Origin of the sequence: Litchfieldia sinesaloumensis (assembly GCF_900156865.1) — a bacterium.
In the GTDB taxonomy this organism is placed as follows: domain Bacteria; phylum Bacillota; class Bacilli; order Bacillales; family Bacillaceae_L; genus Ferdinandcohnia; species Ferdinandcohnia sinesaloumensis.
This window is the reverse complement of sequence record NZ_LT732529.1, coordinates 3746318-3770188: the sequence shown is the minus strand read 5'-3', so window position 1 is coordinate 3770188 and position 23871 is coordinate 3746318. Positions and strand designations below refer to the sequence as shown.

Annotated in this window: 17 protein-coding genes, 11 tRNA genes, 3 rRNA genes, 1 other RNA gene and 1 other annotated feature; of the genes, 6 read left to right on the top strand and 26 right to left on the bottom strand. The window is 43.0% G+C overall.

The window, feature by feature from the left end:
• Positions 1 to 8 precede the first annotated feature (8 nt).
• The 17 genes from sigW to CZ490_RS18520 form a co-directional block, all read right to left on the bottom strand.
• Complete coding sequence (sigW, locus tag CZ490_RS18605; RefSeq protein WP_077620262.1) at positions 9 to 572, bottom strand: RNA polymerase sigma factor SigW; 564 nt, start codon at positions 570 to 572, stop codon at positions 9 to 11.
• Positions 573 to 751: 179 nt separating this feature from the next.
• Positions 752 to 1654 carry an arginase gene (rocF, locus tag CZ490_RS18600; RefSeq protein ID WP_077620261.1) on the bottom strand — a complete coding sequence of 301 codons (903 nt, stop codon included), beginning with the start codon at positions 1652 to 1654 and terminating at the stop codon, positions 752 to 754.
• Positions 1655 to 1827: 173 nt separating this feature from the next.
• A tRNA-Ala gene (locus CZ490_RS18595) sits at positions 1828 to 1903 on the bottom strand.
• A gap of 23 nt (positions 1904 to 1926) precedes the next feature.
• Positions 1927 to 2001: transfer RNA gene (locus CZ490_RS18590), tRNA-Gly, on the bottom strand.
• Between the two features lie 6 nt (positions 2002 to 2007).
• Positions 2008 to 2080: transfer RNA gene (locus CZ490_RS18585), tRNA-Lys, on the bottom strand.
• A gap of 22 nt (positions 2081 to 2102) precedes the next feature.
• Positions 2103 to 2177: transfer RNA gene (locus CZ490_RS18580), tRNA-Gln, on the bottom strand.
• A 200-nt stretch (positions 2178 to 2377) separates the two neighbouring features.
• A tRNA-Tyr gene (locus CZ490_RS18575) sits at positions 2378 to 2462 on the bottom strand.
• Positions 2463 to 2477: 15 nt separating this feature from the next.
• Positions 2478 to 2553, bottom strand: a tRNA-Thr gene (locus tag CZ490_RS18570).
• 29 nt (positions 2554 to 2582) lie between these two features.
• Positions 2583 to 2658 (bottom strand) — tRNA-Val (locus CZ490_RS18565).
• Positions 2659 to 2690: 32 nt separating this feature from the next.
• A tRNA-Glu gene (locus tag CZ490_RS18560) sits at positions 2691 to 2765 on the bottom strand.
• A gap of 24 nt (positions 2766 to 2789) precedes the next feature.
• A tRNA-Thr gene (locus tag CZ490_RS18555) sits at positions 2790 to 2862 on the bottom strand.
• 2 nt (positions 2863 to 2864) lie between these two features.
• Positions 2865 to 2939, bottom strand: a tRNA-Asn gene (locus CZ490_RS18550).
• Between the two features lie 5 nt (positions 2940 to 2944).
• Positions 2945 to 3060 (bottom strand): 5S ribosomal RNA (gene rrf, locus CZ490_RS18545).
• A 181-nt stretch (positions 3061 to 3241) separates the two neighbouring features.
• Positions 3242 to 5768, bottom strand: a sequence feature (most likely nonfunctional fraction of RNA operon).
• Positions 5576 to 5646 (bottom strand) — tRNA-Asn (locus tag CZ490_RS22565). It overlaps the preceding feature by 71 nt.
• A 181-nt stretch (positions 5769 to 5949) precedes the next feature.
• Positions 5950 to 8880: ribosomal RNA gene (locus tag CZ490_RS18530) — 23S ribosomal RNA — on the bottom strand.
• Positions 8881 to 9076: 196 nt separating this feature from the next.
• Positions 9077 to 10628: ribosomal RNA gene (locus CZ490_RS18525) — 16S ribosomal RNA — on the bottom strand.
• Together the 16S and 23S rRNA genes with 1 tRNA gene alongside form the textbook arrangement of a ribosomal RNA operon.
• A gap of 295 nt (positions 10629 to 10923) precedes the next feature.
• Positions 10924 to 11154, bottom strand: coding sequence for a hypothetical protein (locus CZ490_RS18520; protein ID WP_077620260.1), 231 nt, complete (start codon positions 11152 to 11154; stop codon positions 10924 to 10926).
• A 143-nt stretch (positions 11155 to 11297) separates the two neighbouring features.
• On the opposite strand from CZ490_RS18520, the gene pdaB reads away from it, so the two are divergent.
• Positions 11298 to 12062, top strand: coding sequence for a polysaccharide deacetylase family sporulation protein PdaB (gene pdaB, locus CZ490_RS18515; protein WP_077620259.1), 765 nt, complete (start codon positions 11298 to 11300; stop codon positions 12060 to 12062).
• An 18-nt stretch (positions 12063 to 12080) separates the two neighbouring features.
• Here pdaB and CZ490_RS18510 read toward each other — a convergent pair whose 3' ends face one another.
• Positions 12081 to 12677 carry a KinB-signaling pathway activation protein gene (locus tag CZ490_RS18510; protein ID WP_077620258.1) on the bottom strand — a complete coding sequence of 199 codons (597 nt, stop codon included), beginning with the start codon at positions 12675 to 12677 and terminating at the stop codon, positions 12081 to 12083.
• Positions 12678 to 12827: 150 nt separating this feature from the next.
• On the opposite strand from CZ490_RS18510, the gene gerD reads away from it, so the two are divergent.
• Positions 12828 to 13421: a spore germination lipoprotein GerD gene (gerD, locus tag CZ490_RS18505; protein WP_077620257.1), complete on the top strand. Its 594-nt coding sequence runs from the start codon at positions 12828 to 12830 to the stop codon at positions 13419 to 13421.
• Between the two features lie 45 nt (positions 13422 to 13466).
• Here gerD and CZ490_RS18500 read toward each other — a convergent pair whose 3' ends face one another.
• The 3 genes from CZ490_RS18500 to CZ490_RS18490 all read right to left on the bottom strand — a co-directional run bounded on the left by CZ490_RS18500 (position 13467) and on the right by CZ490_RS18490 (position 15869).
• Positions 13467 to 14516, bottom strand: a complete 1050-nt coding sequence (locus CZ490_RS18500; protein WP_077620256.1) for an Mrp/NBP35 family ATP-binding protein — start codon at positions 14514 to 14516, stop codon at positions 13467 to 13469.
• 129 nt (positions 14517 to 14645) lie between these two features.
• Positions 14646 to 15359: an N-acetylmuramoyl-L-alanine amidase CwlD gene (cwlD, locus tag CZ490_RS18495; protein ID WP_077620255.1), complete on the bottom strand. Its 714-nt coding sequence runs from the start codon at positions 15357 to 15359 to the stop codon at positions 14646 to 14648.
• Between the two features lie 66 nt (positions 15360 to 15425).
• Positions 15426 to 15869, bottom strand: coding sequence for a YbaK family protein (locus CZ490_RS18490; protein ID WP_077620254.1), 444 nt, complete (start codon positions 15867 to 15869; stop codon positions 15426 to 15428).
• A 259-nt stretch (positions 15870 to 16128) separates the two neighbouring features.
• Here CZ490_RS18490 and CZ490_RS18485 point away from each other — a divergent pair, with 259 nt between their 5' ends.
• Positions 16129 to 16845: an SDR family NAD(P)-dependent oxidoreductase gene (locus CZ490_RS18485; RefSeq protein ID WP_077620253.1), complete on the top strand. Its 717-nt coding sequence runs from the start codon at positions 16129 to 16131 to the stop codon at positions 16843 to 16845.
• Positions 16846 to 16848: 3 nt separating this feature from the next.
• On the top strand, positions 16849 to 17877 hold the full coding sequence (locus CZ490_RS18480) for an S-adenosylmethionine:tRNA ribosyltransferase-isomerase (RefSeq protein ID WP_077620252.1): 1029 nt from the start codon (positions 16849 to 16851) through the stop codon (positions 17875 to 17877).
• A gap of 390 nt (positions 17878 to 18267) precedes the next feature.
• Here CZ490_RS18480 and CZ490_RS18470 read toward each other — a convergent pair whose 3' ends face one another.
• The 3 genes from CZ490_RS18470 to ffs form a co-directional block, all read right to left on the bottom strand.
• Positions 18268 to 18588: a YbaB/EbfC family nucleoid-associated protein gene (locus tag CZ490_RS18470; RefSeq protein WP_010285585.1), complete on the bottom strand. Its 321-nt coding sequence runs from the start codon at positions 18586 to 18588 to the stop codon at positions 18268 to 18270.
• A gap of 30 nt (positions 18589 to 18618) precedes the next feature.
• A complete protein-coding gene (dnaX, locus tag CZ490_RS18465) occupies positions 18619 to 20310 on the bottom strand; it encodes a DNA polymerase III subunit gamma/tau (protein WP_077616976.1) in 1692 nt (563 codons plus the stop codon).
• Between the two features lie 247 nt (positions 20311 to 20557).
• Positions 20558 to 20808, bottom strand: an RNA gene (gene ffs, locus CZ490_RS18460) — signal recognition particle sRNA large type.
• An 80-nt stretch (positions 20809 to 20888) separates the two neighbouring features.
• Between ffs and CZ490_RS18455 the strand changes: the two genes are divergently transcribed.
• Together CZ490_RS18455 and CZ490_RS18450 are read left to right on the top strand one after the other, a co-directional pair.
• On the top strand, positions 20889 to 22007 hold the full coding sequence (locus CZ490_RS18455; RefSeq protein WP_077620250.1) for a GAF domain-containing sensor histidine kinase: 1119 nt from the start codon (positions 20889 to 20891) through the stop codon (positions 22005 to 22007).
• Between the two features lie 10 nt (positions 22008 to 22017).
• Positions 22018 to 22659, top strand: a complete 642-nt coding sequence (locus CZ490_RS18450) for a response regulator (RefSeq protein WP_077620249.1) — start codon at positions 22018 to 22020, stop codon at positions 22657 to 22659.
• A gap of 57 nt (positions 22660 to 22716) precedes the next feature.
• Here the strand turns inward: CZ490_RS18450 and CZ490_RS18445 are convergent, their stop codons facing one another.
• Together CZ490_RS18445 and CZ490_RS18440 are read right to left on the bottom strand one after the other, a co-directional pair.
• Positions 22717 to 23100, bottom strand: coding sequence for a DUF3887 domain-containing protein (locus tag CZ490_RS18445; RefSeq protein ID WP_077620248.1), 384 nt, complete (start codon positions 23098 to 23100; stop codon positions 22717 to 22719).
• 2 nt (positions 23101 to 23102) lie between these two features.
• Positions 23103 to 23783 carry a YhfC family glutamic-type intramembrane protease gene (locus CZ490_RS18440; protein ID WP_077620247.1) on the bottom strand — a complete coding sequence of 227 codons (681 nt, stop codon included), beginning with the start codon at positions 23781 to 23783 and terminating at the stop codon, positions 23103 to 23105.
• Between the last annotated feature and the right edge of the window lie 88 nt (positions 23784 to 23871).

The following is a 23871-nucleotide window of genomic DNA, read 5'->3' as shown; positions in this document are numbered from 1 at the left end:
TCTCACCCCTATACATGTCGAAGCTGGTTTCGTAAAGCTTCTCGTCCTCTGTGAATTCTTGTCTTAACCGTACCCACTGGAAGGTCAAGAATTTCACTGATTTCTTTGAGCGAAAACTCCTCGATGTATTTTAAAACAATGACAGAACGATACTTTTCCGGAAGCTTCAAGATTTGTGCTTGGATTAATTCCTGAAGTTCCATCGTTTCAAGCTCGTCCTCAGGTAATGCTGCATCTGCGGCAATCTGTGAATACATAGTTAGTCCATCCGAGCCCGCAATTTCGGCATCTAAGTAGTAATCCGGTTTTTTCTTTCGAATACGGTCAATCGACAGATTCGTTGCAATACGATATAGCCATGTTGAAAACTTTTTATTTAAGTCATAACTATGGATATTTACGTATGCTCGAATAAAGGCCTCTTGTGCAATATCTTCAGCCTCATGTCGATTACCAAGCATTCGATAGCTTATCTGAAAAACCTTATCTTTATAAAATTCTACAATTTCCGCAAATGCATTCTGATCTCCATTTTTTATCTGCCTAATTCTGTTTTTTATGATTGTCTCCATTTTGCAACCTCCGCTCTATTCGCGGGTATCATTATTTACGAATGACCTTAAAAAAGGTTTCATTTTCTCCATAAATTTCATTTTAACAAATTTTGGCTAGTTTATGTGTAGTGATTTCAAAACATTTACAGTTTATTAATAAAAAAGACAGTACTCTCTTTTTAGAGTACTGCAACAAATTATAATAGTTTTTCTCCGAAGAGTGAACCCATTAGGGCAACTGCAACAGATGCAGTTTTATTTTTATCATCTAAAATCGGATTGACCTCTACAAATTCAGCAGAGGTAATTAACTTAGCTTCCTCTAACATCTCCATGGCTAGGTGACTTTCGCGGTAACTAATCCCACCAAGTACCGGTGTTCCTACTCCAGGTGCATCATGTGGATCTAGACCATCTAGGTCTAACGAAAGATGAACGCCATCTGTTTTCTTCTTTAAATAACTTATTGTTTCTTCCATGACCTTCGTCATACCTAAGCGATCTATTTCATGCATGGTGTAGACCTTAACACCTAATTCTTTTATTAGCTCTTTCTCACCATCATCGAGTGCTCTTGCACCAATAAGGACAATATGTTCAGGTTTGATTTTAGGGCTATACCCTGCGATATGTGTTAATCTCTTATGACCAAGACCTAGACTAGCAGCTAGGGGCATTCCATGTATATTACCAGATGGAGAAGTATCTGGTGTGTTTAAATCGCCATGAGCATCATACCAAATAACTCCTAGGTTTTTATAGTTTTTTGCAATCCCAGCTAGTGATCCTATTGCAATACTATGGTCACCCCCTAAGACCAGTGGGAATCTTCCATTTTGTATAACCTTGTCGACAGTTGCTGCAAGTTTTTCACTTGCCTCAGATACTTTTTCAAGGTTTTTCAAATTTTCATCATTTGCCGTTTCCTCACGAGTAGGACGTGTAATTTCAATATCACCTAAGTCGTCTATATCATAATGAAGTCTCTCTAAACGTTCTACAACCCCAGCGTAACGGATAGCACTCGGACCCATGTCAACTCCTCTACGCATTTGACCTAAGTCCATGGGTACTCCAATTAAGGATATATCCTTTCTCATCTTTACAAACCTCCTCCTCCCATATACCTTTATTTTCCTACTTTTCATAGAATGACTCAACTCAGCAAAATCATGTATATATATGCATAGTTTAAGTGGGTTTGAGAGGATGCAGTTATGGTTTTATGCAAAAAAAATAAACCTCAATGGTTTATTGTCTGTTTTAATATATATGGTGGAGCCTAGCGGGATCGAACCGCTGACCTCCTGCGTGCAAGGCAGGCGCTCTCCCAGCTGAGCTAAGGCCCCGAATATGAAAAAGAAGTAGTTCATGGAGCGGAAGACGGGATTCGAACCCGCGACCCCCACCTTGGCAAGGTGGTGTTCTACCACTGAACTACTTCCGCATAAGATGAGCCATGAAGGACTCGAACCTTCGACCCTCTGATTAAAAGTCAGATGCTCTACCAACTGAGCTAATGGCTCATACAAGAAATAATGTAAAAAATGGCTGGGCTAGCAGGATTCGAACCTACGAATGACGGAGTCAAAGTCCGTTGCCTTACCGCTTGGCTATAGCCCATTGATTATTTTCAAAAAGTAAGTACTTATTTTCGCTGTTTATTATGTAAGTTAGCTAAATGCTTACCTTATTATAATGTACAGTCAAAGATGAAAATATGAGTAATTTTGTTAATTAATTGTAGTATTTCCATAAAAATAGCCTACTCCATCCTTTTGAAACCGTTCAAAGAGAGAATAAAGGCCTTATAAAATATGTAATGGTGGAGGGGGACGGATTCGAACCGCCGAACCCGGAGGGAGCGGATTTACAGTCCGCCGCGTTTAGCCACTTCGCTACCCCTCCAACATTAAATTAAGATGGTGCCGGCGATAGGAGTCGAACCCACGACCTACTGATTACAAGTCAGTTGCTCTACCAACTGAGCTACACCGGCAAATATAACTACTATTAAAAATTTACATATGGTGGAGGATGACGGGATCGAACCGCCGACCCCCTGCTTGTAAGGCAGGTGCTCTCCCAGCTGAGCTAATCCTCCGCAGTATATGTGTATAGGTTAAAACTATACAATGGTGACCCGTACGGGATTCGAACCCGTGTTACCGCCGTGAAAGGGCGGTGTCTTAACCGCTTGACCAACGGGCCAGTTTTAAAAATGTCCATATTTTAAGCTTCCAAGCGGGCTCGAACCGCTGACCTCTTCCTTACCATGGAAGTGCTCTACCAGCTGAGCTATGGAAGCAATGGCTCCGCAGGTAGGATTCGAACCTACGACCGATCGGTTAACAGCCGATAGCTCTACCACTGAGCTACTGCGGAACAATGCCTAGCGACGTCCTACTCTCACAGGGACAAAGTCCCAACTACCATCGGCGCTGAGAAGCTTAACTTCCGTGTTCGGTATGGGAACGGGTGTGACCTTCTCGCCATCGTCACTAGACTATTATGAAGGATTCATTCCTTCAAAACTAGATAACGTACGCACATTCATGAAGTCATTTGTCTAGCTCCGGCTCCTAGCCTCTCGAGGTCGCTTCACTTCTTCTGTCAAAGTCTATCGACTTTTCGGTCAGAAGTTCCAGCGCTTGTCGAGGCAGTACAGTCGCCTACGCTTTTCTTTTTTGGTTAAGTCCTCGATCGATTAGTATCAGTCAGCTGCACATGTCACCATGCTTCCACCTCTGACCTATCAACCTCGTCATCTTCGAGGGATCTTACTAGTTTAACACTATGGGAAATCTCATCTTGAGGGGGGCTTCATGCTTAGATGCTTTCAGCACTTATCCCTTCCACACATAGCTACCCAGCTATGCCCTTGGCAGGACAACTGGTACACCAGCGGTGTGTCCATCCCGGTCCTCTCGTACTAAGGACAGCTCCTCTCAAATTTCCTACGCCCACGACGGATAGGGACCGAACTGTCTCACGACGTTCTGAACCCAGCTCGCGTACCGCTTTAATGGGCGAACAGCCCAACCCTTGGGACCGACTACAGCCCCAGGATGCGATGAGCCGACATCGAGGTGCCAAACCTCCCCGTCGATGTGGACTCTTGGGGGAGATAAGCCTGTTATCCCCGGGGTAGCTTTTATCCGTTGAGCGATGGCCCTTCCATGCGGAACCACCGGATCACTAAGCCCGACTTTCGTCCCTGCTCGACTTGTAGGTCTCGCAGTCAAGCTCCCTTGTGCCTTTACACTCTACGAATGATTTCCAACCATTCTGAGGGAACCTTTGGGCGCCTCCGTTACTTTTTAGGAGGCGACCGCCCCAGTCAAACTGCCCACCTGACACTGTCTCCAAGGCCGATAAGGCCTTCGGGTTAGAATTTCAATACAGCCAGGGTAGTATCCCACCAATGCCTCCACCGAAGCTGGCGCTCCGGCTTCCAAGGCTCCTACCTATCCTGTACAAGCTGTACCAAAATTCAATATCAGGCTGCAGTAAAGCTCCACGGGGTCTTTCCGTCCTGTCGCGGGTAACCTGCATCTTCACAGGTACTATAATTTCACCGAGTCTCTCGTTGAGACAGTGCCCAGATCGTTACACCTTTCGTGCGGGTCAGAACTTACCTGACAAGGAATTTCGCTACCTTAGGACCGTTATAGTTACGGCCGCCGTTTACTGGGGCTTCGATTCAGAGCTTCGCTTGCGCTAACCCCTCCTCTTAACCTTCCAGCACCGGGCAGGTGTCAGCCCCTATACTTCGCCTTGCGGCTTCGCAGAGACCTGTGTTTTTGCTAAACAGTCGCCTGGGCCTATTCACTGCGGCTTTTCAGGGCTATTCACCCTAAAAAGCACCCCTTCTCCCGAAGTTACGGGGTCATTTTGCCGAGTTCCTTAACGAGAGTTCTCTCGATCACCTTAGGATTCTCTCCTCGCCTACCTGTGTCGGTTTGCGGTACGGGCACCATTTACCTCGCTAGAAGCTTTTCTTGGCAGTGTGGAATCAGGAACTTCGGTACTATATTTCCCTCGCCATCACAGCTCAACCTTATGGTAAGCGGATTTGCCTACTTACCAGTCTAACTGCTTGGACGCGCATATCCAACAGCGCGCTTACCCTATCCTCCTGCGTCCCTCCATTGCTCAAACGGTAAAGAGGTGGTACAGGAATATCAACCTGTTGTCCATCGCCTACGCTTTTCAGCCTCGGCTTAGGTCCCGACTAACCCTGAGCGGACGAGCCTTCCTCAGGAAACCTTAGGCATTCGGTGGAGGGGATTCTCACCCCTCTTTCGCTACTCATACCGGCATTCTCACTTCTAAGCGCTCCACCAGTCCTTACGGTCTGACTTCGCTGCACTTAGAACGCTCTCCTACCATTGTTCGTAAGAACAATCCACAGCTTCGGTGATACGTTTAGCCCCGGTACATTTTCGGCGCAGAGTCACTCGACCAGTGAGCTATTACGCACTCTTTAAATGGTGGCTGCTTCTAAGCCAACATCCTGGTTGTCTAAGCAACTCCACATCCTTTTCCACTTAACGTATACTTTGGGACCTTAGCTGGTGGTCTGGGCTGTTTCCCTCTTGACTACGGATCTTATCACTCGCAGTCTGACTCCCGAGAATCAAGTCTTTGGCATTCGGAGTTTGACTGAATTCGGTAACCCGATGAGGGCCCCTAGTCCAATCAGTGCTCTACCTCCAAGACTCTAACTCGAGGCTAGCCCTAAAGCTATTTCGGAGAGAACCAGCTATCTCCAGGTTCGATTGGAATTTCTCCGCTACCCACACCTCATCCCCGCACTTTTCAACGTGCGTGGGTTCGGGCCTCCATTCAGTGTTACCTGAACTTCACCCTGGACATGGGTAGATCACCTGGTTTCGGGTCTACGACCACGTACTATTTCGCCCTATTCAGACTCGCTTTCGCTGCGGCTCCGTCTCTTCAACTTAACCTTGCACGGGATCGTAACTCGCCGGTTCATTCTACAAAAGGCACGCCATNACAGCCGCAGGTAGGATTCGAACCTACGACCGATCGGTTAACAGCCGATAGCTCTACCACTGAGCTACTGCGGAACAATGCCTAGCGACGTCCTACTCTCACAGGGACAAAGTCCCAACTACCATCGGCGCTGAGAAGCTTAACTTCCGTGTTCGGTATGGGAACGGGTGTGACCTTCTCGCCATCGTCACTAGACTATTATGAAGGATTCATTCCTTCAAAACTAGATAACGTACGCACATTCATGAAGTCATTTGTCTAGCTCCGGCTCCTAGCCTCTCGAGGTCGCTTCACTTCTTCTGTCAAAGTCTATCGACTTTTCGGTCAGAAGTTCCAGCGCTTGTCGAGGCAGTACAGTCGCCTACGCTTTTCTTTTTTGGTTAAGTCCTCGATCGATTAGTATCAGTCAGCTGCACATGTCACCATGCTTCCACCTCTGACCTATCAACCTCGTCATCTTCGAGGGATCTTACTAGTTTAACACTATGGGAAATCTCATCTTGAGGGGGGCTTCATGCTTAGATGCTTTCAGCACTTATCCCTTCCACACATAGCTACCCAGCTATGCCCTTGGCAGGACAACTGGTACACCAGCGGTGTGTCCATCCCGGTCCTCTCGTACTAAGGACAGCTCCTCTCAAATTTCCTACGCCCACGACGGATAGGGACCGAACTGTCTCACGACGTTCTGAACCCAGCTCGCGTACCGCTTTAATGGGCGAACAGCCCAACCCTTGGGACCGACTACAGCCCCAGGATGCGATGAGCCGACATCGAGGTGCCAAACCTCCCCGTCGATGTGGACTCTTGGGGGAGATAAGCCTGTTATCCCCGGGGTAGCTTTTATCCGTTGAGCGATGGCCCTTCCATGCGGAACCACCGGATCACTAAGCCCGACTTTCGTCCCTGCTCGACTTGTAGGTCTCGCAGTCAAGCTCCCTTGTGCCTTTACACTCTACGAATGATTTCCAACCATTCTGAGGGAACCTTTGGGCGCCTCCGTTACTTTTTAGGAGGCGACCGCCCCAGTCAAACTGCCCACCTGACACTGTCTCCAAGGCCGATAAGGCCTTCGGGTTAGAATTTCAATACAGCCAGGGTAGTATCCCACCAATGCCTCCACCGAAGCTGGCGCTCCGGCTTCCAAGGCTCCTACCTATCCTGTACAAGCTGTACCAAAATTCAATATCAGGCTGCAGTAAAGCTCCACGGGGTCTTTCCGTCCTGTCGCGGGTAACCTGCATCTTCACAGGTACTATAATTTCACCGAGTCTCTCGTTGAGACAGTGCCCAGATCGTTACACCTTTCGTGCGGGTCAGAACTTACCTGACAAGGAATTTCGCTACCTTAGGACCGTTATAGTTACGGCCGCCGTTTACTGGGGCTTCGATTCAGAGCTTCGCTTGCGCTAACCCCTCCTCTTAACCTTCCAGCACCGGGCAGGTGTCAGCCCCTATACTTCGCCTTGCGGCTTCGCAGAGACCTGTGTTTTTGCTAAACAGTCGCCTGGGCCTATTCACTGCGGCTTTTCAGGGCTATTCACCCTAAAAAGCACCCCTTCTCCCGAAGTTACGGGGTCATTTTGCCGAGTTCCTTAACGAGAGTTCTCTCGATCACCTTAGGATTCTCTCCTCGCCTACCTGTGTCGGTTTGCGGTACGGGCACCATTTACCTCGCTAGAAGCTTTTCTTGGCAGTGTGGAATCAGGAACTTCGGTACTATATTTCCCTCGCCATCACAGCTCAACCTTATGGTAAGCGGATTTGCCTACTTACCAGTCTAACTGCTTGGACGCGCATATCCAACAGCGCGCTTACCCTATCCTCCTGCGTCCCTCCATTGCTCAAACGGTAAAGAGGTGGTACAGGAATATCAACCTGTTGTCCATCGCCTACGCTTTTCAGCCTCGGCTTAGGTCCCGACTAACCCTGAGCGGACGAGCCTTCCTCAGGAAACCTTAGGCATTCGGTGGAGGGGATTCTCACCCCTCTTTCGCTACTCATACCGGCATTCTCACTTCTAAGCGCTCCACCAGTCCTTACGGTCTGACTTCGCTGCACTTAGAACGCTCTCCTACCATTGTTCGTAAGAACAATCCACAGCTTCGGTGATACGTTTAGCCCCGGTACATTTTCGGCGCAGAGTCACTCGACCAGTGAGCTATTACGCACTCTTTAAATGGTGGCTGCTTCTAAGCCAACATCCTGGTTGTCTAAGCAACTCCACATCCTTTTCCACTTAACGTATACTTTGGGACCTTAGCTGGTGGTCTGGGCTGTTTCCCTCTTGACTACGGATCTTATCACTCGCAGTCTGACTCCCGAGAATCAAGTCTTTGGCATTCGGAGTTTGACTGAATTCGGTAACCCGATGAGGGCCCCTAGTCCAATCAGTGCTCTACCTCCAAGACTCTAACTCGAGGCTAGCCCTAAAGCTATTTCGGAGAGAACCAGCTATCTCCAGGTTCGATTGGAATTTCTCCGCTACCCACACCTCATCCCCGCACTTTTCAACGTGCGTGGGTTCGGGCCTCCATTCAGTGTTACCTGAACTTCACCCTGGACATGGGTAGATCACCTGGTTTCGGGTCTACGACCACGTACTATTTCGCCCTATTCAGACTCGCTTTCGCTGCGGCTCCGTCTCTTCAACTTAACCTTGCACGGGATCGTAACTCGCCGGTTCATTCTACAAAAGGCACGCCATCACACATAAATGTGCTTTGACTACTTGTAGGCACACGGTTTCAGGTTCTCTTTCACTCCCCTTCCGGGGTGCTTTTCACCTTTCCCTCACGGTACTGGTTCACTATCGGTCACTAGGGAGTATTTAGCCTTGGGAGATGGTCCTCCCAGCTTCCGACGGGATTTCACGTGTCCCGCCGTACTCAGGATCCACTCAAGAGAGAACGAAGTTTCGACTACAGGGTTGTTACCTTCTCTGACGGACCTTTCCAGGTCGCTTCGTCTACTCCGTTCCTTTGTAACTCCGTATAGAGTGTCCTACAACCCCAAGAGGCAAGCCTCTTGGTTTGGGCTATCTTCCGTTTCGCTCGCCGCTACTCAGGAAATCGCGTTTGCTTTCTCTTCCTCCGGGTACTAAGATGTTTCAGTTCCCCGGGTCTACCTTCTCTTACCCTATGTATTCAGGTAAGGATACTGCCCCATTACGAGCAGTGGGTTTCCCCATTCGGAAATCTTCGGATCAATGCTTACTTACAGCTCCCCGAAGTATATCGGTGTTAGTACCGTCCTTCATCGGCTCCTAGTGCCAAGGCATCCACCGTGCGCCCTTATTAACTTAACCTGTTCGGCTTCGATAAGCTGCGAATTTCTTCTTGCTTCTCGTGCGCCTAAAGTTATAAGAACTTACTTTACTTCAATGAATGTTTTGTTACGTTATCTAGTTTTCAAGGAACGACTTTGAGAGAAAAAGCACTCTCAAAACTGACCACAATACAAAGCGTCTTTTTATGAAGTTCGTAGAACTTCAGTTTCCTTAGAAAGGAGGTGATCCAGCCGCACCTTCCGATACGGCTACCTTGTTACGACTTCACCCCAATCATCTGTCCCACCTTAGGCGGCTGGCTCCTTGCGGTTACCCCACCGACTTCGGGTGTTACAAACTCTCGTGGTGTGACGGGCGGTGTGTACAAGGCCCGGGAACGTATTCACCGCGGCATGCTGATCCGCGATTACTAGCGATTCCGGCTTCATGCAGGCGAGTTGCAGCCTGCAATCCGAACTGAGAATGGTTTTATGGGATTCGCTTAACCTCGCGGTTTCGCTGCCCTTTGTACCATCCATTGTAGCACGTGTGTAGCCCAGGTCATAAGGGGCATGATGATTTGACGTCATCCCCACCTTCCTCCGGTTTGTCACCGGCAGTCACCTTAGAGTGCCCAACTAAATGCTGGCAACTAAGATCAAGGGTTGCGCTCGTTGCGGGACTTAACCCAACATCTCACGACACGAGCTGACGACAACCATGCACCACCTGTCACTTATGTCCCCGAAGGGAAAGCCCTATCTCTAGGGATGGCATAAGGATGTCAAGACCTGGTAAGGTTCTTCGCGTTGCTTCGAATTAAACCACATGCTCCACCGCTTGTGCGGGCCCCCGTCAATTCCTTTGAGTTTCAGTCTTGCGACCGTACTCCCCAGGCGGAGTGCTTAATGCGTTTGCTGCAGCACTAAAGGGCGGAAACCCTCTAACACTTAGCACTCATCGTTTACGGCGTGGACTACCAGGGTATCTAATCCTGTTCGCTCCCCACGCTTTCGCGCCTCAGCGTCAGTTACAGACCAGAGAGCCGCCTTCGCCACTGGTGTTCCTCCACATCTCTACGCATTTCACCGCTACACGTGGAATTCCGCTCTCCTCTTCTGCACTCAAGTCCCCCAGTTTCCAATGACCCTCCACGGTTGAGCCGTGGGCTTTCACATCAGACTTAAAGGACCGCCTGCGCGCGCTTTACGCCCAATAATTCCGGATAACGCTTGCCACCTACGTATTACCGCGGCTGCTGGCACGTAGTTAGCCGTGGCTTTCTGGTTAGGTACCGTCAAGGTACCGCCCTATTCGAACGATACTTGTTCTTCCCTAACAACAGAGCTTTACGACCCGAAGGCCTTCTTCGCTCACGCGGCGTTGCTCCGTCAGACTTTCGTCCATTGCGGAAGATTCCCTACTGCTGCCTCCCGTAGGAGTCTGGGCCGTGTCTCAGTCCCAGTGTGGCCGATCACCCTCTCAGGTCGGCTACGCATCGTCGCCTTGGTGAGCCGTTACCTCACCAACTAGCTAATGCGCCGCGGGTCCATCTGTAAGTGGTAGCTAAAAGCCACCTTTTAATTGAAGACCATGTGGTCTTCGATGTTATCCGGTATTAGCTCCGGTTTCCCGAAGTTATCCCAGTCTTACAGGCAGGTTACCCACGTGTTACTCACCCGTCCGCCGCTAACTTTTGGGAGCAAGCTCCCAAAAGTTCGCTCGACTTGCATGTATTAGGCACGCCGCCAGCGTTCATCCTGAGCCAGGATCAAACTCTCCAATAAGAGTATTGATTGCTCAATAATTTGTTAACAAAATTAAAAACGTTGACGCTTGTATTGTGTTCAGTTTTCAAAGAACTTTTTGATCAGCCGCTCAGAAGCGACTTTTTTAATTTAACATATTGAGTAATTGAAGTCAATATGTTTTTTGAAACTTTTTTAATAAATCGTTATCGTCTGCGACAACGTTAATTAATATATCATCGTCTAAATGTCATGTCAATAATCTATATTAAAAAAAAGAATAAATTTTAAAAGAGGACTATATTATTGAAATACAATCCTCATAAGTCTCTATTTATCCTTTTTTACTGTTTACTTTTTTCGAACGAATATACCTACTGCACTCAGATGGGTCGGCAATCCTTTTAAATAAACGAAAGAGTATTTGATACCGTTCTTCCATTGCACGTTTTACTATATGGTCTATTCTTGAATCTTCCACATCAAATAAGATTTCATCCATCTCTCTTTTTAGGAGATATTCTAATTCTTTAACTTCCTTCTGATCAACTAGTAATCCAATCATAGTTTCACCTCAAGTTTGTTGTAATTCTAATTATTACCAGAATTGCATATTTTATGAACTAAATTTTGAGTTGGTTTTAAACATAAATTTGGAAGACAAGCATATTATTTAGACAGAAGATGCTTTGGACAAGGAGGATAAAAATGAATTTTTTCTACATCCTGAGTAGTAAAAGAATAAAACAAACATTCATTATTCTATTCGCATCCTTATTTACAGCCAGTATATTTTATATTGAAAAAGGCAACATTGCTCCGGTTTTTTCTACTGAAGATGGCCCACGAGTGATTTATACAGGAGAGAAAAGCGAAAAGACAATTGCACTCACATTTAATATTAGCTGGGGTGACACTAAAGCTTTACCAATCATCGACACCCTGAAAAACGAAGGTGTGACGAATGCGACCTTTTTTCTATCAGGATCTTGGGCAGAGCGACACCCACAAATTGTCGAACGTATTGTGAAAGACGGTCATCAAATTGGTATCAAAGGATATGATTATAAAAACTACACCGAATTAGAAGATGCACAAATCAAAAAGGACATTTATAAAGCCCAGGATGTATTTAAAAAAATGGGTGTCAAAACAGTTTCCTTTTTTAGAACACCTGATGGAAATTTTGATTCAAGAGTCGTGAAAGTAGTGGACTCGATAGGACTTACTCTTGTTCATTGGAGTATTGATTCAGATGATTGGAACAACCCGGGGGTAACGAAGATTACAAGTAATGTCTTGGATAAGGCTAAGGGCGGGGATATCATTCTTTTCCACGCTTCAGATTCTGCTAAACAAACAGCCGAATCACTTCCAGGCATAATAAAAGGGATTAAAGGTAAGGGGCTCTCATTTGTAACAGTTAGTGATATGCTTAATAATGCAGATGTTAAGAGTAAAGTTGTTGAATAAAAAAGCTGGCCAATTTGGTCAGCTTTTTTGGTTTGTTATTTTTGGTAGTATCAATAATTGATACGCATTGCATATTAAAAGCGGAAAAATCATTAAATATAACCAACTCTGATCATTTGCCCTTATAGCTGGTACCCATTCGATAACAGAAACTACATACATAAAAAATACAGCTGGTATAAATGCTTTACTGTTTGTCTGCTTCCTTTTAAAATACGCGACAACTAAAGCAATAAGTAGGATTAAAATAGGCAACCACACATACGAAGAGATGCTTTCTCCTTCTGTAGCAAATGCTTGATAGCGGAAATAGATTAAATCGAACAACACAAAAGCTATTAATACGACCTGCGCAGGACTCCAAACCGATTTAAATAACCCAAGCCCAAATCGATGAATAGTTAAATATGCAAAGAACCCCATTTGGCTAATAATACTAAAAATAAATCCAACTCCAATAAGCCAAAATACTACCATAAGGATTTCAACAATATCCGATGCTAAAAATAACTCTTTATATTCACTCCACTTAACAGCAAATCCGGTAATAATTGTGCTAACCGCACCTACTAGTAAGGTAGATAAGAACAACCTTACCCAATTTCGACTTTTCACGACAAAATCCCCCACTCTTTGTATTCACCATATGATTGTACCAAAATGTCGGGGATGAATGCCAGTTTCTCACTATGCAATCCGTGAATATTTTCTAACAAAAAAAGCATATTAACAGATAAGGATCCCTTTTTGAAAGGAGCTTTTTAAATGAGAAAATGGATATCGCTCCTCCTCATTTTTAGTTTTCTATTGGCTATTGTGGGCTGTGCCCCAGCAAATGTTGAACAAAAAATGGATTATGAAGAGACAAAAAAGATGGTTGTTGATATATTGAAAACCGATGATGGTAAAAAAGCGATCGAAGAACTTATGCGAGATGAGAAAATTAAGCAGCATCTTGTTATGGACCAAGTCATCGTAAAGGACGCCATCCGAGAAACCTTAACCTCCGATAATGGGGTAGAATTCTGGAAAAAGACATTCGAAGATACGAAGTTTGTAGAAGACTTCGCAAAAAGTATGCAAACGGAGCACGAAAAGCTCATAAAAGATTTAATGAAGGATCCGGATTATCAAAAAATGATGATGGATATCTTAAAAAACCCTGAGATGGAAGAACAACTTATGGAGATAGTAAAAAGTCAGGAATTTAGAAAGCATCTCCAAACAGTAACCAGTGAAACACTTGAAAGTCCGTTATATAAAGCAAAAATTGAAGATATCCTCATTAAAGCAGCAGAAGATATGCAAAAGCAAGAAAAAGCCAAGAAAGACGAAGGAGAAGGTAGTGGTAACAGCTAATTTCTCCGCAAATAAAAGACCCTCCTGTGCGGGAGGGTCTTTACATTAGATGGCATCAATTACACGTTTTGCTATTTCATTATAGATTTTACCGGTTGGATGATTCTCATCGTATACAGATGGAGCAAAATCATCATCATCCCAGTCTGGCTGCCCTAGAGGTATTTTACCTAATAAAGATGTTTGAAGCTCTTCTGCAAGTTTCTCTCCTCCACCTTTACCAAATACATATTCCTTTTCACCAGTTGCTTTACTTTCAAAGTAAGACATATTCTCAATAACACCCAGTACTTCATGTTCTGTACGAAGAGCCATCGCACCCGCTCTAGCTGCTACAAATGCAGCTGTAGGATGTGGTGTTGTAACGATGATTTCTTTACAATGTGGAAGCATTGTATGTACATCCAGGGCCACGTCCCCTGTACCTGGAGGTAAATCTAATACTAGATAATCAAGGTCTCCCCATTCAACCTCATTAAAAAAGTTGTTTAACATTTTACCAAGCATCGGACCACGCCAGATAACTGGAGAATTATCTTCAACGAAGAATCCCATTGAAATTACTTTTACCCCTTTTCTTTCTACAGGGATAATCTTTTCACCACGAACGACGGGACGCTTTGTAATCCCCATCATATCTGGAACACTAAATCCATAGATATCCGCATCAATAATACCAACTTTTTTACCTAGTCTAGCTAGAGACACCGCTAAGTTAACGGAAACAGTTGATTTTCCAACGCCACCTTTTCCACTTGCGATTGCAATAAAGGTAGTTTGACTTACAGGAGATAATAAAGATGCTGATTCTTCTGGTGATTCCGTCTTAAATTTAGCTAATTCTTCTGGTGAAAGCTCCGTAAATCGAAGACCGACAGATTCTGCCCCCGCTTGTTTCAATACATTTACAATCTCAGTCTGAAGTTGTAATTGCTCACCGGTACCAGTCTTCGATAAGGCAATCTTCACACTGACATGTTTCTTTTCCTCTTTTATTTTAACCTCTTGGATTGCGTTCGTTTCCTCGAAGGTTCTATGTAAGAATGGATCTTGCAGCTGATGTAGTACTTCTCTCACTTGTTGATCAGTTAACATAAAAAACACCACCTAAATTCTGTATTCGGTTACATTCCTCTCCCATTATATCACACCTGTCCGAATTTACAGTGTGAGGAACATCATATCTCGAAAATCGTTGCTCGGTAAAAATAAATAACCCACCTACTAGTCTGGTGGGTTTGATTCATCTGAGAAATAGCGATTAATTCCAGTGTAGATAGAAGCAGCAACCTTGTCTTGATAGTCATCTTGTATCAAGAGGTTTTTTTCCTCTGGATTAGAAAGAAAACCTACCTCAACAAGTGCGCCTGGCTTCTTAGCACTTTTTAATAAATACACACCATTAATTGCTTTAGCTTGTCGTGTGGTATTACCAAGGTTAGTTCTAAGCTCATCTTGAATAAATTTAGCTACTTCTTCATTTTCTTTGTAGGTACTATAATAAAAGGTTTGTGCACCTCTCCACTTAGAAGACGGGATAGCATTTAAATGAATACTTATAAATAAATCCGCTTCTGATTCATTAATGAGTTGAACACGTTTCTTTAAATCCTCAGTTTTCCGTTTGCTGTACCCTTTCATTCCTTCAGGTGCTAAATCAGTATCCTCTTCTCGTATCATTTGAACAAGGGCACCTTGTTGTTGCAGGTAGTCTCGTAGCTTCTTTGAAATCTCAAGTGCTATATCTTTTTCTTGGATATCTCCACTATCCGCCCCGCCATCAGGGCCACCATGTCCAGGATCAATAATAATATACTTACCTGATAGTGGTAAACTCCACGGATCCCAAACATCTTTGTCTAAGAATCGATATTGTATAAATATAAATAAAACAATAGCTCCTAAAAGGATACCAGTAATTTTTAATTTCTTATTCATCATTTACCTCCTGCATGTCCCTACATTAACTATATGGGACAAGGAGAGTATATATGATTAAAAATTCTAATGCAATTTTAGCCGGTGTCTTTTTTCTCCTTTTTGAAATCCTTCGGTCCACCAATAGGTTACATAGTACTCACAGGCATAGTAAAGTGACTCGTTTACAAAGCCCTGGTCTCCAATATGCCCCCAGTAGCAAATAAACTCATAAAGTGCATCAATAAGGTTCTTCTCGAATCTGTAACACCGCATTCTCACATCTTCAACAGATTCACCATAATAACCAAACTTACTATATTTAGCCCCTAATAAATATGCTTCAATTGCAATATCTAGACAGCCTTCTTCAATGGCACTACCGAGGATCGTATCCATTTTGAAGAAACTCCTAAATGATTCCGCTACACTCTTTTTCAAGTCTTCCAATGAGAGCTCACGCAACATTTTCCGTTCATACTTGATTTGTTTTTCTTTCCGTTTTTCCTTGAAGGTTGTAATTACATTCATAAATATAGAACCCTCCTTTGAGAGTTAGTTTCCTTCTGTATTCGGTTAAAAATGCGCCCTACACAAACTACCTGAACTACCAAAATAAACTATGCATATACACCGATTAATTTAAACTGCAAAGGCACCACTATTTCAATCTTACTTCCCCCCCAAAAAATCTCATCCTAAAGTCGTAGAAAAGTTCAAGCTTTTATACGAGGAAGGATTTTCCAACAGTTGATATGCTTAAATCAACAGGAACGAAGGAGTGATAACGATGAAAAATAAAGTAGTCATGATTACCGGAGCATCAAAAGGATTAGGAAAAGCATTAACACTCGCTTTCGCTAAGGAAGGAGCAAGGCTTGCTATTTGCGCGCGGAATACCGAGAATCTGCTAGAAGTGAAGAATGAGGCTGAAAACTTCGGAGCAAAGGTTCTTGCCGTAACAGCTGATGTTTCGAATTCAAAAGATGTAGATCGATTTGTAGCAATGACAGAGAATGAATTTGGTCAAATTGACGTTTTAATAAATAATGCTTCTATGTTGGGCCCTAGCCCCATGCCACTACTACTCGATTATCCTGAGGAACAGTTTACCGAAGTAGTAAGGGTGAATACCGTATCTGCATTTTTAGTTACAAAAAGGGTTTGCCTTGGGATGTTAGAACGTAACAAGGGATCGATTATTAATGTTACCTCAGAAGCAGGACATGTTGGATATGCAGGCTGGGGTGCTTACGGAATCTCAAAATTTGCAATCGAGGGCCTAACCCAAACTTGGGCGGATGAATTAAGTGAAACAGGCCTTCGAGTCAATATGGTCGACCCAGGTGAAATGGATACTGACATGCACCAACTGGCTGTACCAGATTGCGATTATCCTTTGGCGAAACCAGAAGAGGTAGTGGATATATTTTTATACCTTGCTTCTGATCAAGCACAGAACATTACCGGCAAACGCTTTATGGCCCAATCTCAGGAGGAGGTATGAGGTATGGCAACAAATACTTTTGATTACAATTTACCAACAGAACTAAACGCATCAGTGCCCCCTGAAAAACGCGGCATCAGAAGAGACCATGTACGGATGATGGTACTTAATCGTTACACTGGGAGCATTCAGCATTCGCACTTTTTTCAATTACCAGATTATCTCCAACCTGGTGACCTAGTTGTTTTAAATAATAGCCGTACCATTCCTGCGGTATTACATGCGAAATTATTGAGGGTAAATTCGCAAACCGAAACAAACATTGAGGTGAGATTAGCCAGACGTTGTGAGGCAGACGTTTGGGAAGCACTTATTGATAAAACTGGTGTAGATTCTGGTGACACTATACTCTTTTCACACGAATTATCTGCAACAGTAATTGGAATCAAAGCGAATTCACCACTCAAAGTATTAAGGTTTAGTAAAAAAGGAACTGACCTTCTAAATATAATTTACTCAATCGGAGAACCCGTTCGTTACGAATATATAGATGAACCATGGGAATTGGACTATTATCAAACTGTTTTTGCAAGTCACCCAGGATCAGTAGAAATGCCTTCGGCTGGGAGGGCATTTACCTGGGAACTGTTATTTACATTGATGAAAAAAGGGATTAAGGTTGAATTTATACAACTCCATACTGGATTGAGCTATCTACTCGATGACCAGTGGCACCATGGCCCAGAGGAGAATGAGGAAAACTATTATATTTCTAGAGAGACCATGAAGAAGATTCAAAAGACAAAAGCAGCTGGAAACAAAGTCATTGCGGTTGGGACTACTGTGGTTAGAGCACTTGAAAGTGCAACACTCTCAGGAACACTTTCAGGTACTACCAAGTTATATATTAATCATCGCTTTCCATTACAAATTGCAGATGGCATCATTACTGGGTTTCATGAACCTGAAGCCAGTCATCTAGATATGCTTTCTGCATTTATATCCGAACAGCATTTGCTTAAGGCATATCATCAAGCGATTGAACACAACTATTTATGGCATGAGTTTGGGGATATGAACCTGATTATATAAGTGGAGGTCGGCTATGAGATTTCACCATTACGGTCTTGAAGTAAGTGAGTTAGAAGAAACAAGTGCGTATTTTATAAAACAGTTTGGCTTCAAGGAGGAAACACGTCTCACGTTTATGGGAGAAGACATTGTATTTTTGATTTTGAATGGCTTTCGATTGGAGTTAGTATCAACCATGCAAGGAAACTACTCAAATGCTCATATCTGTTTTGAAGTTAATAACCTTGAGGATGTTATGCTGCAGTTTACAGACTTGCGAAGAATAGAAGGACCTTATAAAAATACGAATGGGTGGCAAACAGTATTCTATGAAGGACCTCATCAAGAGATAATAGAGNTAGATATTGGTTCAGGATAATGCATATCTATCTAAGTCCTTTCAACCGACAATTAGAACGGTAGGTTCATTCCTTTTGTGAATTGACCCATTGTTTCATTTGTTAGGTCTTCGATTTTCTTAAGAGCATCATTCGTTGCAGCTAAGACAAGATCTTGTAGCATTTCGATATCTTCTGGATCTACCACTTCTTCTTTAATAATAACGTCAATAATTTCTTTTTGGCCATTTGCTTTTACAGTAACCATGCCACCACCAGCAGTACCTTCTACTACCTTTTCAGCAAGCTCTTCCTGTGCTTTTGCCATATCCTTTTGCATTTTCTGCATTTGTTTCATCATTTTTTGCATATTTCCCATTCCGCCACCACGCATCATGTTCATTTCCTCCTTAGATTTACTCTATTATGATTCTTTTATTTCTATGAGCTCGGCACCTACGATTTTCATTGCTTCCGCAATAAGAGGGTCCTCTGTTTCTTCAGGCCCTTGATCATCATCGGTTCGTTGCCCACGGATAAACTCTTCTCTAATTTTACCCCATTCATCATCGGGTACACCAATCATTTCTAACTTTTTCCCGGTTAATGTAAAAAGGATATTTTCTAGATTTTCTTTTACTTCTGCGTTTTCTGATGCCATTTTACAATGAATTTCATACTTAAATTTCAACACAAAGGCTACCGAAGAAGCCGCAACTGGTTCACTTTCAATTAAAAGAGCAGCATGAGATACTTTGTTTTGACTCCGCAGCTGTTCGAGCATATCGCCCCATTTTCCTTTTAATAAATCAAGGTTTTGCCTTGTTGCGGTCTTTAAAACCTCATTAATTCTACCTACAGGAGTCCTATAGCCAGCTCTTGCTGACTTTTGTGGACGCTTTTCTGCTGGTTTTGAATCTTGTGATTGAGTCGTAATTCCCTTTTCTTTAATTGATGCAAGTTCAGACTCTAACATATTTATTTTGTTCATTAAGCCCTCAAGCTGGGGAAGTGAATCAGGACTCTGATGTGGGTCCATTTGGCTTAACTTCACAATAGCAACCTCTAGGAATATACGCGGATGGTTCGTCCACTTCATTTCTTGCTGGGCTTGATTTAATACATCAATGGTTTCATAAATTTCTTGGTTCTGAATACTCTTCGCTAATTCCGTAAAGTCCTCATCAACTAAAACCCGCTCCAAAACCTCTTCTAACTGAGGGGCCGTTTGATATAAAAGCATATCTCGATAATAAAAGATTAAATCTTCAATAAAGCGCATCGGATCTTTTCCGTGGTCCATCATTTCATCTAACGTCTTTAAGGCTGTTCGGACATCACGGTCTCGAACTGCTCGAACGACATTCGTTAAAAAGGTTTGAGACACAGCACCTGTAATCATGAGTACATCGTCAATATTTACCTCATCATCGCTAAAAGAGATTGCCTGGTCTAGTAAACTTAACGCATCCCTCATTCCACCTTCAGCAGCTCTTGCTATTACATATAGTGCAGGGTCTGCTACAGTTACGTTTTGTTCTGCAATAACAGTTTTCATTCGACCAACAATTGCTTGGGTTGTGATGCGACGAAAGTCAAAACGTTGACATCTTGAAATGATTGTCAAAGGAATTTTATGAGGTTCTGTAGTTGCTAAAATAAATATGACGTGTCTAGGAGGCTCTTCTAATGTTTTTAACAATGCATTAAACGCACCGATGGAAAGCATATGTACTTCATCAATAATATAAACCTTATATCTTACAGCACTTGGCGCGTACTTTACCTTATCTCGAATATCTCTTATTTCATCAACACCGTTGTTTGATGCAGCATCGATTTCAATCACATCAGATATAGATCCGTCTGTAATCCCTCGGCATGCTGCACATTCATTACAAGGTTCAGCAACAGGAGAACGTTCACAGTTAACTGCTTTAGCAAAAATCTTTGCAGCACTTGTTTTACCTGTCCCTCTTGGTCCTGAAAAAAGATAGGCGTGAGAAAATTTTTCTTGAAGAAGGGCATTCTGCAAAGTTTTTGTTATATGTTCTTGTCCCACCACATCTTGAAATGCCTGCGGCCGAAAGACACGGTATAATGCTTGATATGCCATTGATCTTGCCCCTCCTTCTTATCGTCAACTCTTATTATACAGGAAGTGAATATACTGTACAAAGTGATTATAACATTCATTAAAAAATAGGAAAAACTCTAAGTGTACTAGACAATCGATACTAAATGGAAATAGTCACACTTAAAAACCCAACGTGGCGATGAATATAACAAAAACTGGTGACACTTACGTCAAGACAATAAAAAAACTCACCCGAATGAGTGAGTTAATTTATGTAGTATAACTGCCGTGCACCTTCCGTCGAATAGTTACCCCAGGCGTTACTCAAGCAGTTAGCTCGGTCCAGGCAACCCTACGGCACATGGGAGAGTCCGCTTACTGCTGCTTCCTTCCGGACCTGACAGGGTTCGCGGGTTCCCATTGCGTAGGACCCAGACGTCAACACCACTTACTTGAGGCAGACCCTACAATAACTACCCTCTGTGAAGGGATTCGGCCTCGCTAGAGCGGATTGCGAGTACAGGGCACCGATCACAACAACTTAGAAAAAAGGGAAGTCTGAAAATTAAAAACGAGTTATAATATAGACAGTTACTTGACTTAAGGGAGGGAATTTAATGTCAGTTGAAGATAGGTACCAATCAAGTATTATTTTAAAAGAGATTGCTGAGCTTTTAAACGAAGGAACAGACACAAAGAAAGTGTTGACAGTTGTATTGAAGAAACTACTCCAAGTAACCGGATTACAAACAGGTTGGATTTTTCTAATCGATGACAGCGGTACTCAACACCTTGTAGCTGACGAAGCCCTCCCACCTGCTCTAGCTGCTAATCAAAAGCAACGAATGTGCCAAGATAAATGTTGGTGTGTAAACAAGTACAACAATCTACAACTCACTAAGGCAACGAATATAATCGAGTGCAAACGAATTGAGGACGCCCTTGATGAGGGTGCTGGTGAAACATGTGGCCTATCCCATCACGCAACGGTCCCGCTCCGCGCTGGCCAAGAACGATTTGGTATTCTGAATGTGGGTGCCCCCAATAAAACTCACTTTGAAAGAAATGAACTTGCATTACTAGAAAGTGTGGCCTACCAAATCGGAACCGCGTTGAAACGGATTAAACTAACGCAACGCGAACAAGAGACCGCTCTTGTTGCTGAGCGCAACCGTTTGGCTCGGGATTTGCATGACTCCGTTAATCAACTCTTATTTTCTCTTAGTCTTACCGCAAGAGGTGGGGTTGAGATGACTGAAAGCACTGACATAAAAGAGACGTTTACCTATATACAAGATTTAGCCCAAGAAGCTCTTGGGGAAATGAGAGCCTTAATCTGGCAATTACGACCGGATGGTCTGGAAAACGGCCTTATTAGCGCCTTACGCAGTTATGCAGAAATGCTAGGATTATCTATTGAAACAAAACTGACAGGTGCAACAAGCCTTCCAGGAAAAGTAGAAGAAGCATTGTGGCGAATCGGACAAGAGGCGCTAGCTAATTGTAAAAAACATTCTCAAACAACAGAGGTCGTTTTGGATTTTCAAGCCTCTGAAGTTGGTGTAACCATGAGCATTATGGATAATGGCTGTGGTTTCCACCACGAAAATAATTTGGAAATACCGACATTAGGATTGAGAAATATGAAAAAAAGGACCGAAAATTTAGATGGAACTTTTCTATTGAATAGTAAACCAGGAACCGGAACAGAAATAAAGGTTTACATTCCATTTTAGGGGGATTGTTGTGAGCATACGTATATTACTTGTGGATGACCATCATATCGTTAGGCGCGGCCTTGCCTTTTTCCTACAAACACAAAAAGAGATTGAGATTGTCGGTGAAGCAGCAAATGGAAGAGAAGCTATTCAACAAGCCAAATTCTTAAAACCAGATTTAATACTAATGGATTTAGTTATGCCTGTGATGGACGGAATTGAGGCAACGAAAGTAATCAAATTAGAACAACCAGACATAAAAATAATGATGCTGACTAGTTTTTCTGATCAGGATCACGTTTTACCTGCCCTAGAAGCAGGCGCATCAGGTTACCAATTAAAAGACATAGAGCCGGATGATCTTCTGGCATCTATCAAGCGTATAATAGGTGGAGAAAATCAACTTCATCCAAAAGCGACCTCACACCTATTAGCCAATCTAACCACTAACAGAAACCAGGAGAAACACCTCGTAGATGAATTAACAAAAAGAGAATTAGAGGTGTTAAAGGAAATTGCAAAAGGAAAGAGTAATAAAGAAATCGCAAAATTTCTTTTCATCACTGAAAAAACAGTTAAAACACATGTATCGAACCTTTTAGCGAAGCTAGAATTGGCTGATCGGACACAAGCAGCTCTATATGCAGTGAAGAATCGACTCGTGGACTAAAACGGTTGTTAGAAAGGTATAACATCCGTTTTAGTCCTTTTTTCAAGAGGTGATTTACTATTTAATGTAGAGCCCTGCAATCTCATCATTCTCATTGAATGATATCGTATAAATCCGATTCTCATCGCTGTATTTGGCAACTAAAACCACAACATAATAGCCATCCTTTTCCTCAATTGAAGATTTATCTACTTTTTCAAATCTACCTGATTGTTCAATAATTGGAGTTAATTGTTCCATTTGTTCCTCGGATAATCCAACTTTCATCTGATTGTCAAACATATCATGTACTTCTCCATACTTGCCCTCATTTAATAAAGAAATGACATCTTCTGCCTTTGACACATACTTTTCTGAGGTTGCTTCGTCAACGTTACCACCGCACGCTACCAGAGCCAACATCAACAAAGCGCTTACGACTAACAATACTATTTTCCTCATTATCAATCTCCCCTTCTATTTAGTAGTAAACTAAAACAAAATACCACTATTGCAAAAATTGCAATTGTAGATTCCAAAACAATTAATACAATACCTCTTGGTACAAAAAGCGGTAAAATTCCTATTATTGAATTTATAAAACTATGGAGCAAAATAGCTAGCAGTACATAAAATATCCTTTTTGTCACAACCCCTTTTAGTACAATAACCGAAAGCCCCATATGCAAAATAATTGCAAAGAACCGCTCGATACCACTTATAAAGTAAGTCTCATTATAAGCGATGGCGGTAGGTGAAAATATTAGTGGTACTGCACTGATACCAACAAATAAAATGGCTTCAATACCCCCGTGACCAAGCCCAAATAAGAAACCTGAATTCCATTCTTTCATCTTTAAGAAGTAACGCATGGCTAAAAACCGAGCCATTTCTTCAAAAATTCCAGCCGTCAATCCCCCAACAACTATTGCATACAAAACGGGTTGTGTTGCGCTAAACATTAAATAGCTCGTGCTATTTTTCTCCAGGTATTCCAAAAGTGGAATTCTCAATAAAACCTGGGAAACTACAAATGACAGCATGCCTAATACAAATGGAATGTGTAGTTTTTTATAACATGCATAAACAAAAGCCATTAGAGGTATGCCCAAACTGACGAATACCGCAATAATAATACCACCCAATACCACCACTCCTAGGTACGCGTGAATCTATTCTTTAACTCATATCATACCAAAGTTTTCCATCTTCTTGAAGGAAATTCAGCTGTTA